The sequence below is a fragment of the Nitrobacter sp. MLSD-S21 genome, from assembly GCF_058809865.1.
Window position 1 is genome coordinate 132420 of the sequence record NZ_JBXASZ010000004.1, and the last position, 16584, is coordinate 149003.

The window sequence follows — 16584 nt, forward strand, 5'->3', positions numbered from 1 at the left end:
GATCAAAAGGTGCGATCAAAAGCCAGCGCTCGAGTCTGATGTCGGAATCAGTCTCCATAGCGTTTTCGAGCGAAGCACGTCCTTGGGCTTGACCCAAAAATGGAATCCGGTTCGCGGGAAAAAACGCGTCAAAAAAATAGAATCTTTCAGCGTTTCCGTGACGCGGTGACAGACTCTAGAGGATGAACCTGCTCAAATCGGCATTCTTGGCCAGATCCCCGATATGCTTCTGGACATATCCGGAGTCGATGCGGACCGTCTCGCCTTTGCGGTCAGGAGCCGTGAACGAGATGTCGTCGAGCACCCGCTCCATGACGGTCTGCAACCGTCTCGCACCGATGTTCTCCACGGTTGAATTCACCGCAACCGCGATATCCGCGAGTGCGTCGACGGCATCATCGGTGATGTCGAGCGTGACCTCTTCGGTCTGCATCAACGCGACGTATTGTTTGATGAGCGAGGCCTCTGGCTCGGTCAGGATGCGCCGCAAGTCATTGCGTGTCAGGGCCTCCAGTTCGACGCGGATCGGCAGCCGGCCCTGCAATTCGGGGAGCAAATCGGAAGGCTTGGCAATATGAAACGCGCCTGACGCGATGAACAGGATATGGTCGGTCTTCACCGCGCCATGCTTGGTCGAGACCGTCGTTCCTTCGATCAGCGGCAGCAGGTCGCGCTGCACGCCTTCGCGCGAGACGTCGCCGCCGCTGCGCCCGTCACGCACGCAGATCTTGTCGATCTCGTCGAGAAACACGATGCCGTTATTTTCGACCGCAGCGATCGCTTCCAGCGTGAGCTGATCGCTATCGAGCAGCTTGTCAGATTCCTCGTTGATCAGGATTTCATGAGAGTCAGAAACGGTCAGCCGGCGGGTCTTGGTTCGTCCGCCCATCTTGCCGAAAATATCACCGATCGAGATCGCACCGACCTGTGCTCCCGGCATGCCGGGAATCTCGAACATCGGTGCTCCGCCGGATGATTGCGTCTCGATCTCGATTTCCTTGTCATTCAGTTCACCTGCCCGCAGTTTCTTGCGAAAGGAATCACGCGTTGCGGCGCTCGAATTGGCGCCGACCAAGGCGTCCAGAACGCGCTCCTCGGCGGCAAGCTGTGCGCGTGCTTGAACATCCTTGCGCTTGCGCTCGCGGGTCTGGCCGATCGCGACTTCCACGAGATCACGGACGATCTGTTCGACGTCGCGTCCGACGTATCCCACTTCGGTGAATTTCGTGGCCTCCACCTTGAGGAAGGGGGCGTTTGCAAGCTTCGCCAGCCGTCGCGCGATCTCCGTCTTGCCGACGCCGGTCGGGCCGATCATCAAAATGTTCTTCGGCAACACCTCCTCGCGCAGTGGTCCGGTCAATTGCTGGCGCCGCCAGCGATTGCGCAACGCGATGGAGACGGCGCGTTTGGCGTCGGTCTGGCCAACTATGAAACGGTCGAGTTCGGAGACGATTTCGCGAGGAGAGAAGTTCATCATGTTCTCGAAGATATGTTGGATCGTTGGGGGAACAAGCGGTCAAATGATGGGCGGCCCGGCCTGCCAGTGACGCCGAGCTGGATAGATTGGCACGACGACGGTTGTCACGAATACTCCGACAAGAGCCTCCTGCAGGAGCCGTCGTGCTCAATCCGTGGACAGCATCTCGACCGTCAAGTTTCGATTGGTATAAACGCAGATATCGGCGGCGATATCGAGAGAACGGCGGACAATGGTCGCGGCGTCGTTGTCGGAGTCGACCAGGGCCCTCGCGGCGGCAAGCGCGTAATTCCCGCCAGAGCCGATCGCCATCACGCCGGATTCGGGCTCCAGCACGTCTCCGGTCCCGGTCAGCACCAGCGAGACGTCTTTGTCGGCAACGAGCATCATGGCTTCCAGCCGCCGCAGATAGCGATCGGTTCGCCAGTCCTTGGCGAGTTCGACGGCGGCGCGGGTGAGTTGGCCGGGATACTGTTCGAGCTTGCTTTCCAGCCGCTCGAACAGGGTGAAGGCATCGGCGGTGGCGCCGGCGAAGCCGCCGATGACGTCGCCTTTTCCGAGCTTCCTGACCTTCTTCGCGTTGGATTTGATGACGGTCTGTCCGATCGACACCTGACCGTCTCCGCCAATGACCACTTTGCCGCCCTTGCGGACGGTCAGGATCGTGGTGCCGTGCCACACCTCCGGCTGTGATGCTTGCATATGAACCCCTTGATGACCCGCCAGATTTAGGCATTGCCGCGCCGCGTTGCAATCGGCGTTGGATTCCGTTCCAGTGGTCCGATTCCAACATTCGCATCTCGGTGCCCGCGGCAAATGGGTGGCGAATGTCAAATCCCTCCACTAGTCACCATGCTCGAAGAACACTAGCAAAATGCATCATCCCGCAGTAGCGAAGGGGACCTGAGCCTGTTAAAAGAGCCGCGTTCTATCAGAGCGCGGTCAGCAGGAGTGGATATCGATTTGTGTCCGACGCGCTCAGATCGTTAGATGGCGCGTGATCTTGTTGCCCAACCGCTTACACTCTGGCGGAGGCGGATCATGCGCGAGGCAGAGAGCTTTTCATGCGCACGGCGAGCATCAAGCGCAAGACCAAGGAAACGGACATCGAGGTCGCGGTCAACCTCGATGGCTCCGGTGTGTCGAAGGTTGCAACCGGCATCGGCTTTTTTGACCACATGCTGGATCTGCTCGCCCGCCATTCGCGGATCGACATCACGGTCAAAGCCGTCGGCGATCTCCACGTCGATTACCACCACACGACGGAGGATGTCGGCATCGCGCTGGGCCAGGCTGTGAAGCAGGCGCTCGGCTCGATGGTTGGCATCAGCCGGTATGCCAGCGTCTATATGCCAATGGACGAAACGTTGTCCCGGATCGTGATCGATATCTCCGGCCGGCCGGTGCTCGTGTTCAAGGTCGATTTCCCCCGCGACAAGATCGGTGAATTCGACACCGAACTGGTGCGCGAATGGTTCAATGCCTTTGCCGTCAATGCGGGAGTGACTTTGCACGTGGAGACGCTATATGGCGAGAACAGCCATCATATCGCCGAATCCTGCTTCAAGGGTCTGGCGCGAGCGCTTCGTGCAGCGGTAGCGATCGATCCGCGCGCTGCGGACGAAGTGCCATCAACAAAGGGTCAGCTCGGCGGCTGACCGTTCCGTTGTCAGCGGAGAGTGCAATGTCGGTCTATACAGTCCATGCGCCACCGGTCGACGGGCCAGACGTGCGCGGCACCACGGACAATTTCGTGTTCGTTCGCGATGGCTTTTCGTTTGGGGCTTTTGTGTTCGGTCCATTGTGGCTGCTTTACCAACGACTTTGGTTGGCGCTCGGTGGGTATTTGGTTCTGTCGATCGCGGTGGAAGCCACGATGACGCTGCTGCGCGTCAGCGGGGGAACACGCATTGCGGTGATGGCCGTGATCGCCGTGCTGATGGGATTGGAAGCGGCGAGTTTGCGGCGCTGGACGTTGTCGCGGCAAAAGTGGCGTCCGCTCGACGTCGTTGTCGCAGACGACGAGGAAGCCGCTGAGCGGCGTTTTTTCGATCGCTGGCGAGCGATGCCGGGCGCGGATTTCGATCCCTTGGCGATCGATCGCGGCGCGCCGCCTCCGACCCGAGGCGCTTCGGACCACTCCCATCCGCCGTCGACGCTGCGCGGCGACATCGTCGGCCTGTTTCCTCAACCCGGGTTCAGGCGGTGACGGCCGCGATTATCGACTATGGCTCCGGTAATCTTCATTCGGCCGCCAAGGCATTTGAGTGCGCGGCGCGCAACATGGAAGGTTCGGAAAAGATCATCGTGACGCGCGATCCGGATGTGGTGTTCCGGGCCGATCGCGTGGTACTGCCCGGCGTCGGCGCGTTCGCCGATTGCCGCAAGGGCCTTGATGCGCTCGACGGCATGGTGGAGGCCATGACGGAGGCGGTGCGCGATAAAGCGCGTCCGTTTTTGGGCATTTGCGTCGGGATGCAGCTGATGGCGACACGGGGCAGGGAGCACGTGACAACGGACGGGCTAGGCTGGATCGCCGGTGACGTCGAGAAAATTTCGCCGCGTGACGAGAGACTGAAGATTCCCCACATGGGCTGGAATACGCTTGATCCGGTGCGGGAGCATCCGGTGCTCGAGCGTCTGCCATTGGGACCGAAGGGCCGTCACGCCTATTTCGTGCACTCCTACCACCTGAACGCCGCCAACGAGACCGACGTGCTCGCGCGCGCTGATTATGGTGGTCCGGTGACGGCGATCGTCGGCAAGGACACCGCGGTCGGCACTCAGTTTCATCCCGAAAAGAGCCAGCGATTCGGGCTGGCTCTAATCGCCAATTTCCTGAGATGGAAACCGTGATCCTCTTCCCCGCCATCGATCTCAAGAACGGTCAGTGCGTTCGCCTCGAGCAGGGCGATATGGCGCGCGCGACCGTTTTCAATCTTGATCCCGCGGAGCAGGCGCGCTCATTCGCCGCACAAGGCTTCGAGTATCTGCATGTGGTCGATCTCGACGGCGCGTTCGCCGGTAAGCCCGTGAATGCGGATGCGGTTGAGCGGGTCTTGAAAACCGTTGCCCTGCCGGTTCAGCTCGGCGGCGGCATTCGGAATCTGAAAACGGTCGAAGCCTGGCTCGGCAAGGGTGTTGCGCGCGTCATCATCGGCACGGCCGCGGTACGCGATCCTGTTCTGGTCAAGGAAGCCGCCAGGGCGTTTCCGGGACGCGTTGCGGTCGGTCTCGACGCGCGTGATGGCAAAGTCGCGGTGGACGGCTGGGCCGAGACGTCGGAAGTGTCGGCACTCGACATCGCGCGACGGTTCGAGGACGCTGGAATCGCGGCGATCATCTTCACTGACATTGCCAGGGACGGCTTGCTGAAGGGCCTGAACCTCGATGCCACGATTGCGCTTGCCGACAGCATTTCAATTCCGGTGATTGCGTCGGGTGGCTTCGCCTCCATCGTGGATGTAAAGGCGCTGCTCGCGCCGCGTGCGAAGAAGCTCGCGGGCGCCATTGCTGGACGGGCGCTCTACGATGGCCGGCTCGATCCGGTTGAAGCGCTGAAGCTGATTCACGCCGCGCGTGCGGCGGCTTGAGAGTATCGGGCGACGATGTTCAAGGTCCGTGTCATACCATGTCTTGACGTAAAGGATGGCCGGGTCGTCAAGGGTGTCAACTTCGTGGACCTGCGGGATGCAGGCGACCCCGTGGAAGCGGCGGTCGCATACGATGCCGCCGGCGCCGACGAACTCACCTTTCTCGACATCACCGCAACGCACGAAAATCGCGGCATCATGTTGGATGTGGTTCGGCGTACCGCGGAAGCCTGCTTCATGCCGGTGACCGTGGGCGGCGGCGTTCGCACCATCGAGGATATCCGTACCTTGCTGCGCTCCGGAGCGGACAAGGTCTCGATCAACAGCGCAGCGGTGAGCCGGCGTGAGTTCGTCAAAGAGGCCGCGGAAAAGTTTGGCGACCAGTGCATCGTGGTCGCCATCGATGCCAAACGGGTGTCGAGGGCCGGTGGCGCGGACCGTTGGGAAATCTTCACTCATGGTGGGCGCAAATCCACCGGCATCGATGCGATCGAATATGCGCAGGAAGTGGTGTCGCTCGGCGCGGGCGAGATCCTGCTGACGTCGATGGATCGCGACGGCACCCGCCAGGGCTTCGATCTGCCGCTGACCCGGCGCGTGGCCGATGGCGTTTCCGTGCCCGTGATCGCGTCCGGCGGCGTCGGCAATCTCGATCACCTGGTCGATGGAATTCGCGAAGGCCATGCCACGGCGGTCCTTGCGGCATCGATCTTTCACTTCGGGGAATTTACCATTCGCGAAGCCAAGGAGCATATGGTTCGTGCCGGGTTGGCCATGCGGCTCGATCCCTAACGACTTTGGATCGCATAAGTGCTAGGTATTCAACAGTTGCCGTGTGCCTAAAAGTGCGACCGGACGAGTAGACGGATTATGCCGCGTTTCACGATCCATGATCTTGCTGCCATCATTGACGCCCGGGCTGCATCCGGGGGCGATGCGTCCTACACGCGAAAGCTGCTCGACAAGGGCCCCGTACATTGCGCCAGGAAGCTCGGCGAGGAAGTTGTTGAGACGGTCATCGCGGCAGTCGAGAATGATCGGCATCATTTGATCGCCGAAGGTGCGGATCTCCTGTTTCATTTCCTTGTGCTGTTGAAGGCCAGGGATGTGACGCTGGAAGATGTCGAAGCTGTTTTGGCGCAACGCACGACGAGATCGGGACTTGAAGAGAAAGCCGCACGCAATCGCGACTAGCGTCCGATTCAACTTGAGCATGATCTTTTCCGAAAGCCGGTTTCCACTTTTCGGGATCATGCTCCAGCCCCGAGGCAAGCTTCATGGATTCGCGGGCAGAACAGCAGCAATATAATCCGTATCGGGTTTTCCCCCGTGCCGAATGGGCAAAACTCCGCCACGATATGCCGATGACGCTGGCGGCGAATGAAATCGCCGCGTTACGGTCGATGCATGATCGGTTAGATCTCGTGGAGGTCGAGGAAATTTATCTGCCTTTGTCCAGACTGCTGTCGATCTATGTGGCCTCGATGCAGCGTCTCTTTGTTGCTCAGCGTCAGTTTCTCGGCATTCATGATCGCAAGGTGCCGTATATCATCGGTGTTGCCGGGTCGGTTGCGGTTGGAAAATCAACGACGGCGCGCGTGTTGCAGGCGCTGCTCGCACGATGGTCGCCGCGCCCCAAAGTCGAACTCGTCACGACTGACGGATTTTTGTTTCCGAACGCGGTGCTCGAGCGACGCGGCTTGATGCAGAAAAAAGGTTTCCCGGAGAGTTACGACTTGCCGGTTCTGCTGTCGTTTCTCAGTGACATCAAGGCCGGCCGTGCGCCGGTGCGCGCACCGGTTTACTCGCATCTGACTTACGACATCGTCCCTCATAAGTGGATCGAGATCAGTCAGCCCGATATTCTGATCGTCGAAGGCGTCAATGTTCTGCAGACCGGTCCGCTCCCGCGCGACGGCAGGGCCGTTCCGGTCGTCTCCGATTTCTTCGACTTCTCTGTCTATCTCGATGCCGAAGAGCCGGTGCTGCGCGACTGGTACGTGACCCGCTTCCTTGCCCTGCGGGATTCGGCCTTTCAGGACCCACGGTCCTATTTTAATCGGTACGCGCTGCTGTCGGACGATGAAGCGATCGCAACGGCGATTGCAATCTGGGAGCGCACCAACCGTGCCAATTTGGAGGACAACATTCTGCCGACGCGGCCCCGTGCGAACCTGATCCTCAAGAAGGGGGCCGATCATGTCGTCGAGCAGGTCGCGCTAAGGCGGCTTTAGAGATTTCTCGTGCGCAAAGGTAGGTCTCATTGGCAACGAGACGTGCGCACTGGTGCATGTTACCTCAGGCGGGGACGTGACGAGCGGCCGTCAATCCCGCAAGCGCTTCGGCCAGCCTGTCGCGATCGAGCGGCTTGACGAGAAAGCCATCCATGCCGGCCTCGAAGCAGGCATAACGATCGTCAGTCAGCGTGTTGGCGGTCAACGCCAAGATGGTCGTGCGGCGGCCGAACTGGGCGGCTTCTCGTTCGCGAATTTTCCTGGTGGCCTCAATGCCGTCGAGGGTCGGCATCTGGACGTCCATCAGGACGAGATCGTAGGGCTTACCCGCGGCTAGGGCGGCGTCCCACGATTCCAGCGCTTTCTCTCCGTTTGCGGTGACGATGACGGCATGCCCGAGGTGGGTCAGGAGTGATCGCGTCAAGAGCGCATTGATCTCATTGTCCTCCGCGACGAGAATTGAAAGGCTTGGTGCGGACGTCGTGGTCGATGTCTCGGATCGTTCAGGCCTGTCGCAATCAGGTTGGCCGTTGGTGGTGCGAAGGAAGGTCGAGTCCTCGATCGGCGCAGACAATCGCGCTGCGATCGACGCAGCTCGCAAAGGCTTGACAAGATAGCCCGTAAACGCCGCGGCGCCGGTGGCCTGAAGGTCCTGCCTTGTGGATGGCGTGACCATGACGATCCGGCGCGCCGAATGTTGGCGGGCAACCTGACCGAGCCGCCAGATCTCATCTCTGCCCATCGCATGATCGACAAGCACGGCGTGCCACGCTCGCTCCGGAAGCAGCGCGTGAGCAACTGCGAGGTCCGATGTCGTGCAAGTCTCGGCCCCCCATCGCTCCAGGCGCCGGGCGAGCAGCGATGTCTCGATGGTCTGAGGCGCCACGAGCATGACTGGATGTCCCGCCAGATCCGGCGTGACAAAGCGCTTTCGTTCTGGTGCGCTCTCGTGAGCAGGAAGAGGGATTGAGACCTCGAATGTCGAACCGGCACCCGGCTTGCTCTGCAGCGTGATGCGCCCGCCCATCCGTTTAGCGATGCGATTGCTGATACTTAACCCCAGTCCCGATCCGCCGTAATTGCGCGCAATTTGGTCGTCGGCCTGCTCGAAATCACGGAAAATCCGAGCCTGCGCATCCGGCGCAATGCCAATTCCAGTGTCACGGACCATGAAGCGAATATCGTCGTGCCCGACGCCGGGGGCGACGGTCAGCGCAACGCCGCCGGACGCCGTAAATTTGATTGCGTTGCCTGCAAGATTGAGCAGCACCTGGCGCAAGCGCGCGGCGTCTCCGATCACTTCGGTTGGCAGGGTCTCATCGATATAGGCGGCGATTTCAAGCTGCCTGGCCTGCGCACGCGGCGCCAGCAGTTCGGTGATGTCCTCGATCAGATCGCACAGGATGAAAGGGCGGCGTTCCAGGTCGATCTTCCCGGCCTCGATCTTGGAATAGTCGAGCAACTCCTCGATCAGCGATAACAATGCATCTCCGGATGCCTTCACTGCCTTGACATATGTCGTCTGTTCGGGCGTTAGCGAGGTTTCCAACAGCAATCCGCTCATGCCGATGATGCCGTTAAGTGGTGTGCGAAACTCGTGCGACGTCATCGCCAGGAAGCGCGATTTCGCCTGGTTGGCCGCGTTCGCGTGATCCCGCGCTTCACCGAGCACGCGCTCGGTCTCGGTACGATCGGTGACGTCGCGGCCGACGCATTGTAGTTCTGCCGGATGGTTGGCGTCGATCCGCATCAGGGCTTCGCGCCATGCAATCCAACGGGGGCCTCGTGCGGTTTCGACGCGCTGATCGCAAATTCGCGTGCCGTTCGATTCAATCATGCTCTCGCTTTGCTCGAGAACGGGGAGCGCGAACCGGGTTCCAAGCAGCTCCGCCCGTGATCGCTGAGCCAGGATGCAATAGGCATCATTGACCGAGGTGATGGCGCCGGTCCCATCGCGCAAAACGATCAGATCGCCCTGCGACTCGAAAAGGCAGCGCGCGCGCTCCTCCGCTTCCTTCAGCTCCCAATTGCGATCAGCGAGCGCTTCATTGTGGAGAGCAACTTTGCGAATTTTCTTGCGCATCCTGCGCAAGCGTATGCTCTGGATCGCCAGCGCGACACAAGCGAGCGCGAACAGAAAGCTGATGCCGATTGCGAAGGCGTGAGGGTCGTAATCGGCGCTTCGGCTTCCGGAAATGAAACCGTAGGCACCTCCGAACGCGATTGAAAAGGTCATGAAGGCTCGAAAAGCAACATTCAGCCGGGGATGTTGCCGGATCAGCCCACGCAGGCGTGCCCTCATCCAGAATAATCGCGCTGCCATCGACCTTCCCGAATTTTCTGCAGCGTTCGTCGGAGGCGGTTGCCGCCAACGAAAGTACGCGCAGCGTGTGTGTGTCCCTGTCAGCATGAAAGCATGACATTGCGGAAGTCCTCGAGGGCCACACCGGAAACGGTTCGGATGCGAACAAGGTTAACGAGGTCTTATCGAGACATCACAGGACCGGTGTCGCGAGGCAGATCGGGGCGGCAACTTGCGGATCCGTCGCGGACGGAGGCGAACTGTATTGTTATTTTGAAGCGTTTTCTTCACGCGAGCAGGTCACCATCCTCGGGTCAAGTCCGAGGACATGCTTCGCTCGAAAACGCTATAATGTCAGGCCGCGCGTTTGATGTCGTCGGCGAGCGCGCGATAGGACAGAGCTTCGGCAAGGTGCAGCCGGCCGATCTTGTCAGCGGCATCGAGGTCCGCGAGCGTGCGGGCGACGCGTAGTACCCGGTGATAGCCTCGCGCCGACAAACGCATGCTTTCCGCGGCGTCGCGGAGCAGCTTCAGCCCTTGTGCATCCGGTTGCGCGATGTCTTCCAGCGCGGCCGCCGGGGCTTCGGCGTTGGTCCGGACATTCGTAAGGCCGAGCGCAGCATAGCGCGCTGCCTGAATGTCCCGTGCCGTGGCAACACGAGCGCCGACTTCGGCTGAACCTTCCGACGAAGGCGGCAGAATGAGATCGGAGGCGGTCACAGCCGGCACTTCGATGCGCAGATCGATGCGGTCCAGGAGAGGTCCCGAGATGCGCATTTGATAGTCAGCGGTGCAGCGATCGATGCGGCCGCGCTTGCAGGCATAGCCAGGCTCAAAGGCATGGCCGCAGCGGCATGGATTCATCGCCGCCACCAGCATGAAACGCGCAGGATAGGTCACGCGATGATTGGCGCGGGACACCGCGATCTCGCCGTTCTCGAGCGGCTGCCGGAGCGAATCCAGCACGCGCGGATCGAACTCCGGCAACTCGTCGAGAAACAGGACGCCGTTATGCGCGAGCGAGATTTCACCAGGTTTGGCGCGCGTGCCGCCCCCCGTCAGCGCGGCCATGCTGGCGGAATGATGCGGGGCGCGAAACGGCCGGTGCGAGGTGAGCGCACCGCCGTCGATTGCGCCGGCAACCGACGCGATCATCGACACTTCCAGCAGCTCGGCCGGCGACAGCGGTGGGAGAATCGAAGGCAGGCGTGCCGCGAGCATTGATTTGCCGCTGCCGGGAGAGCCGACCATCAGGATATTATGAACAATTAACCCGAGCCATTTTGGGGTAATGGGACCAATAGATCGAGGGAGGATACTTAACCTAAAATATCGGGGTACTGGCCCCTATGCTGCCGCCACGATTTCAGCCTTGATGTCCTTGTTGCAGCGATACGCCGACGCCAATCGCGCCATGAGTTCGAGTTTTGCCGGATCCAACGCGTAGTACCGGGTGGCCCGTTTCGCTCGCTTTTCTCGGGCGACGGGATTCACCTTAAGGCCCAGGGTCTTGAGGAGCCCATTCAGCTGCCGGACAGGATTGGAGCGCACGTCCCGACGAATGGGAACCCCAGTACGCTCGTGAATGAAATTACGATTCCGTTCACAGAGATCAGCGAACGCTGACAGCTGTTGAACGGTGATTCGGACGTCAGATCGAAATCCCGATTCGTCAGCGATGCCTGCTGCAACCGCGAGCACAGCCATGAGAATCGTCTTATCCCCGGAGAGGCGAGAAAGCTCATCGTCCAGGCTCACGAGAATCATCCGGACGGTTTTCAGAAGATCTTTCCAGCGGTTCTGAAGCTTAGACAACGCTTCAACGCGCTCCAGCAGCCTGTTGTCGTGATTCAAGACCAAAATGTCGTAGGTCAGGTCGACCGAAAGAGCCCGCTGAAGAAAATTGCGCTCGTAGCGGAGGCGCTCCGCGGGAGACAACGTCTGATTTTCATGGAGAATGCAAAGATCCAAATATTCGTCGTCATCCACATCGTCAGCCTCAAGTAGCCCGCGAACGTGATCGCTCCAAAGTCGCTTCTCGGCCTCAGACCGGTCCTTGTTGGGTAGTGACTGTTCGTCGTTCTTTTCGATCTCCCAACCTTGGGATCGTCTAAGATCGCAGAACAATTCAATGAGATTATTCTTTGATGCGCGCTGTGCTGCCACCACGTGCGTATAAATCAACAGCAGCGGGTCGGTGGGATTATATTTTGTCAAACCATCCGGGGCGTAGCCGGTGACCGCGCGAGGGACGACCCTTGCGCGCGCCAGATCGTCGCGAATCACGTCAAAATTGGACGCGTACTGAAACCGGGTGGGGCTGATCCATACTTTGACTTGCCCGGGATTTCGGACGCGCCACAACTGCTGGTCCATATCGGTGTGGGTGTTGACCTTGGGGTAAAAGAAACCAAACACACGGTCGACCTTGCATAGACCGCTCTCCTCAAGGCCCTGTGGATCGGGAAACGTGATGTCAATACCGGTTCCGAGAGACGGGGAGCACATTAAGACCTGAATCTTGAGAATCTCCTCACAGACATTTTGTACAAAATCGATTTCTGCAGGGTCCTGTGAATTGTCCGAGGTGATGACTTTCATCTTGAGGGATGAACCACATTTTTCTCGCAGTATTTCCGCGAGCACTTTGATCTGCTTTTTTGAGTTTGAGGTCACAAAGCATCGCTCTCCACTCTGAATGCTGGAGATAAGCTCCTCCCTGAGCACCTTCTCACTGGCATAGAGTTGCAGCTTCCGTTCTGATTTCTGAGTAAGTGGCTTGTTCAAAATGATGCTGGTGTTGTCACGCCAGTCTTGTGGTCGAAGATACCCCAGCACGTGGGAGGTGAGCATACCTAAGTCGGCATCGAGCGCGACGACGGACTTTGCCCCTTGGATCTCGAAAGCCAGCGCGTCGTAGCATCGCTCCAAGCCACCTTTGGTTTTTGTGATCGTATCGCCCACCAAATGCGAAAACAGCTGCTCCGATTCGTCGATGATCACGAGTTCAAATGGCGGGTCTGTCGAAAGAATGGTCGCTTACCCTGACATCGATAGACGTAGCTCTCGGTGAAATTCGGAAGGCTGTCGATGCAGACGGCCAGCCTGCTGGGGTTCTTCATGACATGTCCCAGATCAAGATAGTAAGCCAGGCCCAGACGACTTGCCGCTTCTCTGAGCAGCGCGCGTCGATGGCCGACTAATAGGATGGATTTTGGAAAGCCATTCTTTCCAGCGTTCTTCTCGATTTCATGGATAAGCTGTTTCAGGGCAGTTGTTTTGCCGCTGCCCTTTGGGCTCTTAACCAGGGTTATGCCCGGTTCAAATTTGAGGGCCGGCAGGAATCTCTCCTGAATCACGGTGCAGTGGGAATCTGGCGGGAAGAATTCCTCAAACAGGGTCTTGGGTTCCGACGTGCGTTCCGGATTTTCAAGCCGCCGCTGAACCATCCGCTCGAATGCTCCAAAATCATACTGATCGGGCTCAAGCTCCCAGTAGGTCAGCCCGCATGCACGGCAGTGAATTCCCAAGCCGCCCCGAGTCCACGAAGGGACGACGAAAGCGCTTGCATGGCGATCATCGTGATGCGGACAATGGACGCTCGTCCCGGGCTCAAGGTCACCGAGAAATGCCGTATCGCCGCTGGCAAGCATGAGCGGCGTTTCGCTCTTGACTCTCTTGGACGAGTTGATCGCCAGCTTGCTTTTTTGGACGCTTCGGAGCTCCCTGCCGTTCTCGATGAGATCATCGAGAACCTCACGAGGCATCACGTTGTCATAGCTCCACGTTGACGCTTTGCTGGAGCCGAAGAAGCATCGCGCCTTATCGCTGATCGACAGGTCTGCACCTAGTCGAAATGCGAGGGCTAGATTGGCATCGGCCCAATCCTGTGCTGCTAAGATGGATCGTTCCAACGCAAAGACAACCCGCAGGCGATGCTCCGCGTCGGTGTGCGACGCTGTTGTGTAGATGAACGCCGCATTTCCGTTTATGAACGCATTATCTCGGGCTTCATTGATCCTCAAAGTCCCGTCTAAATCCGCGGCGAGAAAGCCAGCGGCGAGAAACTTTTTTCCCTTTCGCTGCCCATCTTTGAATTGCGGTGCAAATGCGTGGCCGTCGGTGACATGCTGGATAAGTTCGGCGACATTGAGCTCCTTTGAATCCCAGCCACTTGCGCTGTGCGCTTTCATGACGCCTTGATCAGGCTTATCGATCAGCGCGGTATTGATGCTGAGGCTCATCCGTGGAATGACGGGCGTGGTTTTAGCCTTGATATCTTTTCGTTGTGACATGACACATCCCTCTGTCCGGACGCGGAAAAGCGTCCGGACAGTTTCGTAGAGAGGTTGTGGTTGGATTTAGGGTTGCAGCCGAGTGGAGCTACAGGGGTTCTTTGCCATTCGCCAACCGGTCTTGTCTCCAAACGGCTGATGAAACTCGCCTGGCTGAACGATCGACTTGAAGTGTGGCAAAGTGTGCACGAATGTCGCTAACGCGAGGGCAATCATATCCCAGTCTGCTGGTCCGGGGCAGCTGTTCACGGCTGCTGTGATCGCGCAATAGAACGCCTTTTCAATATCGGAATCTGCTTCCGTGAGGTGGAGGCAATGCTGGACTAACGCTGATTCGATTTCAAAACCCGCGCTTTCAACGATCGCGCGGCCTGCGTGAATGAAATCAAGACCCGGCGGTCGCAGTTCATAAAGTCTATCACGCATGTATTCGCGATTGACTCGAACGAACTCTGAGTAATCTTCCTTTGTGCGTTCGAGATTGATGGCTTCGAGCCAATTGCATCGACGATTATAATCTTCAGGATCAATGGATCGCATCATCCGGACGACTACCACACCCGTGTCCTGTTCTGACTCTTGCTCTTGAGAACCATCCCCCCAGCTGGCTTGAGCCCTGAACGCGTCGGTTAGGTCGAACCGCTTCGGAGGCTCTCCCTTTGGAATCGTTCGTCTAATGCCGTTTTGCTCAGTCACCCGATAATAGCAGAACGATCCCTGCGAAGGGCTCGCGAGTGCGCCAGCGTAAGTGGAGTGTTCGAGCTTAAATGCGCTCGATTGATCATTGGCTTTCGAAGCTCTGCGCTGCTTTCGATTCATTGTAACTCTCCTCTTGTTGCAGCAGAGCGGGCTGCTCTGCTTGCCCAATCAAATAAAACAGGCCGCAACAGAAGGGTGGGCGTTTACACGGGCCCCTTATTTTGACTTTTTCGAAAATCGCTTTTTCGCCGGCTGTGTGTACCAACGGACCCCCGCCTTATGCAGTAGCTTTTCCAGGGTGCTTTCCGAGGGATATTTCTTCGATGATCTCTTCATCTCATCGATCAGATGAGTCTTGCTGATACCCCGCTTCTTTTTCCGGATACTTTCCGCATGAGCTTTAATTTCATCTAGTTTCGAACGCGTCTTTCTCTTATCGGTCGGTCGTCGCAAATAGTGTGCATCGGCAAAGATCTGTACGAGCTGGAGCCAGTGATTTGGATTTCGAGGATCGAGCCCGGCCTCAGCAAACGCCCGCCGAACGGCCGCTGCTCCGTGTAGCCGCTTCCCCTCAACACGGTCATCTGCGACTACAACGATGTTCGAAACAACCTCAAACCATTCACCGACATCATGATAAAACTTAGCTCCTTCCGGGGAAGAGTAACTGTACTCACTTCGCCTCCATTGAGCTGGATCCGTAGGCTTCAATTGCTCTTTCTTTGCCTTCTGCAAGTCAGCGGCTAAGAGAGGCTTGTATCGCTTGCTCGTCATTCAATCCCCCTGCACTGAGGCGCAGCAACGACTTTGCTGATTTCCATTACGACAGGCAAGGTGGCGAAAGGAGCCTCGGCCATGTGCGCCTTCCATTTCCGCTTCCGAGGGGTGATGCCCGCTCGTAGTATGCGGATTTAGGTACATGCTAGGCAGCACCCAAGAGCACTGTCAGTCTAGGCAGCCCTAGTTATGGCCACCGTTTCTTCGAAATATTTCGCTTCATGATTAGAAGTTATCGCTTGATCGGGCGCATTTTCGCGATCACTCCCCAACTCTTGCTTTATCTCATTGATTGGAGAACACGATGGCCAATGAAAAAGGCCCGAACATAAAGAAAAAACAGACATGCAAAAACTGTGAGGGTAAGGGCTTGCTCAAGAAAGGCGACAAGGTTTTAAAGTGCCAACGCTGCAAGGGTACGGGAGTGAGGTGAGGAACAGAGCCAAATGAGATAACGATTTCGAAGCTGTCCAAGCGATGCTCTGGGATGTCATGAGAATGCCGCCCCGTACTTGACGTGCGCTGATGGTGCATCAGCCGACTGGTGCCAACAGATTTGATCTGCATGCTAGTTTCGCGAGGACTTGAGCGGTGGCAACCAAACGGAAGTCTGATTCACTCACCCTCCCTTCGCTCGGGTGAATCCTTCGGATCTGCCGGATAGAGTGTTTTTCCAGAGGCTTACCAACTAGTGTTTGGCTAACTTACCGCAAGAAAACCATTCCTACTGATCCTGTCACTCACCCTCACTTCGTTCGGGTGATGATGCCTTCGGCATCAGCTCTTTTGTTCTGATCCGATTCTTAAGGTTGCGGATTGAGAGGGCATAGCTTTGCCAGCGACAGAAGCCATGCCCGCGTTGCGTCTATTGGTCGGACATAGTCGAATCAGAAGAACCAACAGGTAAGATCAGGCGCTGCGGATTGACCGTTTACCTTCTGCTATTGCGCGCAACTTGAGGGGCCGATTCGACGACGATCCCTCTCGCTCGGCGGACTAAAGCTTTTCCGCCTCTCGTGCAGACTTTTTATGCTGACCTCGTCTGCTCTGGCCACTTGTATGAAGCTCGCCAGCTCACCAGTGTCTCAGTCCACCGGATTTATGACCGCATTGCCCCGAACTCTCTTTAGTTCGACGTTACGGGACGCGCACTTAGCGTCGATCCTGAGATTTCAGGAATATTTATAGTTCACGGTGGCCCAAATTG

The 16584-nt window shown here is 58.0% G+C and carries 15 protein-coding genes and 1 pseudogene; 7 read left to right on the forward strand and 9 right to left on the reverse strand.

The features are described 5' to 3' along the window. Window positions 1-175 precede the first annotated feature (175 nt). Both hslU and hslV read right to left on the reverse strand, forming a co-directional pair. Entirely contained in the window at window positions 176-1477 is a 1302-nt protein-coding gene (hslU, locus tag AC1RT6_RS13845) for an ATP-dependent protease ATPase subunit HslU (protein WP_079445173.1), read from the reverse strand. A gap of 147 nt (window positions 1478-1624) precedes the next feature. Next, window positions 1625-2179, reverse strand: coding sequence for an ATP-dependent protease subunit HslV (gene hslV, locus AC1RT6_RS13850; protein WP_472791078.1), 555 nt, complete (start codon window positions 2177-2179; stop codon window positions 1625-1627). 362 nt (window positions 2180-2541) lie between these two features. On the opposite strand from hslV, the gene hisB reads away from it, so the two are divergent. The 7 genes from hisB to coaA all read left to right on the forward strand — a co-directional run bounded on the left by hisB (window position 2542) and on the right by coaA (window position 7304). After that, window positions 2542-3135, forward strand: coding sequence for an imidazoleglycerol-phosphate dehydratase HisB (gene hisB / locus AC1RT6_RS13855; protein WP_079445175.1), 594 nt, complete (start codon window positions 2542-2544; stop codon window positions 3133-3135). Between the two features lie 26 nt (window positions 3136-3161). After that, window positions 3162-3686 carry a DUF2628 domain-containing protein gene (locus tag AC1RT6_RS13860; protein ID WP_079445176.1) on the forward strand — a complete coding sequence of 175 codons (525 nt, stop codon included), beginning with the start codon at window positions 3162-3164 and terminating at the stop codon, window positions 3684-3686. Then, window positions 3683-4333, forward strand: a complete 651-nt coding sequence (hisH, locus tag AC1RT6_RS13865; RefSeq protein ID WP_079445177.1) for an imidazole glycerol phosphate synthase subunit HisH — start codon at window positions 3683-3685, stop codon at window positions 4331-4333. Before AC1RT6_RS13860 ends, hisH begins: the two co-directional genes overlap by 4 nt. After that, complete coding sequence (hisA, locus tag AC1RT6_RS13870; RefSeq protein WP_079445178.1) at window positions 4321-5070, forward strand: 1-(5-phosphoribosyl)-5-[(5-phosphoribosylamino)methylideneamino]imidazole-4-carboxamide isomerase; 750 nt, start codon at window positions 4321-4323, stop codon at window positions 5068-5070. Before hisH ends, hisA begins: the two co-directional genes overlap by 13 nt. Before the next feature lie 15 nt (window positions 5071-5085). Further along, complete coding sequence (gene hisF, locus AC1RT6_RS13875; RefSeq protein ID WP_079445179.1) at window positions 5086-5862, forward strand: imidazole glycerol phosphate synthase subunit HisF; 777 nt, start codon at window positions 5086-5088, stop codon at window positions 5860-5862. Between the two features lie 78 nt (window positions 5863-5940). Continuing rightward, window positions 5941-6264: a phosphoribosyl-ATP diphosphatase gene (locus tag AC1RT6_RS13880; RefSeq protein ID WP_079445180.1), complete on the forward strand. Its 324-nt coding sequence runs from the start codon at window positions 5941-5943 to the stop codon at window positions 6262-6264. Between the two features lie 83 nt (window positions 6265-6347). Continuing rightward, complete coding sequence (coaA, locus tag AC1RT6_RS13885) at window positions 6348-7304, forward strand: type I pantothenate kinase (protein WP_079445181.1); 957 nt, start codon at window positions 6348-6350, stop codon at window positions 7302-7304. Window positions 7305-7368: 64 nt separating this feature from the next. On the opposite strand, the gene AC1RT6_RS13890 is transcribed toward coaA, so the two are convergent. The 7 genes and pseudogenes from AC1RT6_RS13890 to AC1RT6_RS13920 all read right to left on the reverse strand — a co-directional run bounded on the left by AC1RT6_RS13890 (window position 7369) and on the right by AC1RT6_RS13920 (window position 15944). Then, the gene (locus tag AC1RT6_RS13890; RefSeq protein WP_079445182.1) at window positions 7369-9627 is read right to left on the reverse strand and encodes a response regulator; all 2259 of its coding nucleotides are present in this window, start codon (window positions 9625-9627) and stop codon (window positions 7369-7371) included. A gap of 333 nt (window positions 9628-9960) precedes the next feature. Further along, window positions 9961-10869, reverse strand: a pseudogene (locus AC1RT6_RS13895) (YifB family Mg chelatase-like AAA ATPase); the annotation flags it as partial. Window positions 10870-10953: 84 nt separating this feature from the next. Further along, window positions 10954-12609 carry a plasmid replication protein, CyRepA1 family gene (locus AC1RT6_RS13900; RefSeq protein ID WP_472791076.1) on the reverse strand — a complete coding sequence of 552 codons (1656 nt, stop codon included), beginning with the start codon at window positions 12607-12609 and terminating at the stop codon, window positions 10954-10956. Further along, on the reverse strand, window positions 12606-13850 hold the full coding sequence (locus AC1RT6_RS13905; protein ID WP_493029507.1) for a hypothetical protein: 1245 nt from the start codon (window positions 13848-13850) through the stop codon (window positions 12606-12608). Before AC1RT6_RS13905 ends, AC1RT6_RS13900 begins: the two co-directional genes overlap by 4 nt. Window positions 13851-13967: 117 nt before the next feature. Next, window positions 13968-14720, reverse strand: coding sequence for a hypothetical protein (locus AC1RT6_RS13910; protein ID WP_472791074.1), 753 nt, complete (start codon window positions 14718-14720; stop codon window positions 13968-13970). 96 nt (window positions 14721-14816) lie between these two features. Continuing rightward, complete coding sequence (locus AC1RT6_RS13915) at window positions 14817-15374, reverse strand: hypothetical protein (protein ID WP_472791073.1); 558 nt, start codon at window positions 15372-15374, stop codon at window positions 14817-14819. 288 nt (window positions 15375-15662) lie between these two features. Next, entirely contained in the window at window positions 15663-15944 is a 282-nt protein-coding gene (locus AC1RT6_RS13920) for a hypothetical protein (RefSeq protein WP_472791570.1), read from the reverse strand. Window positions 15945-16584 lie beyond the last annotated feature (640 nt).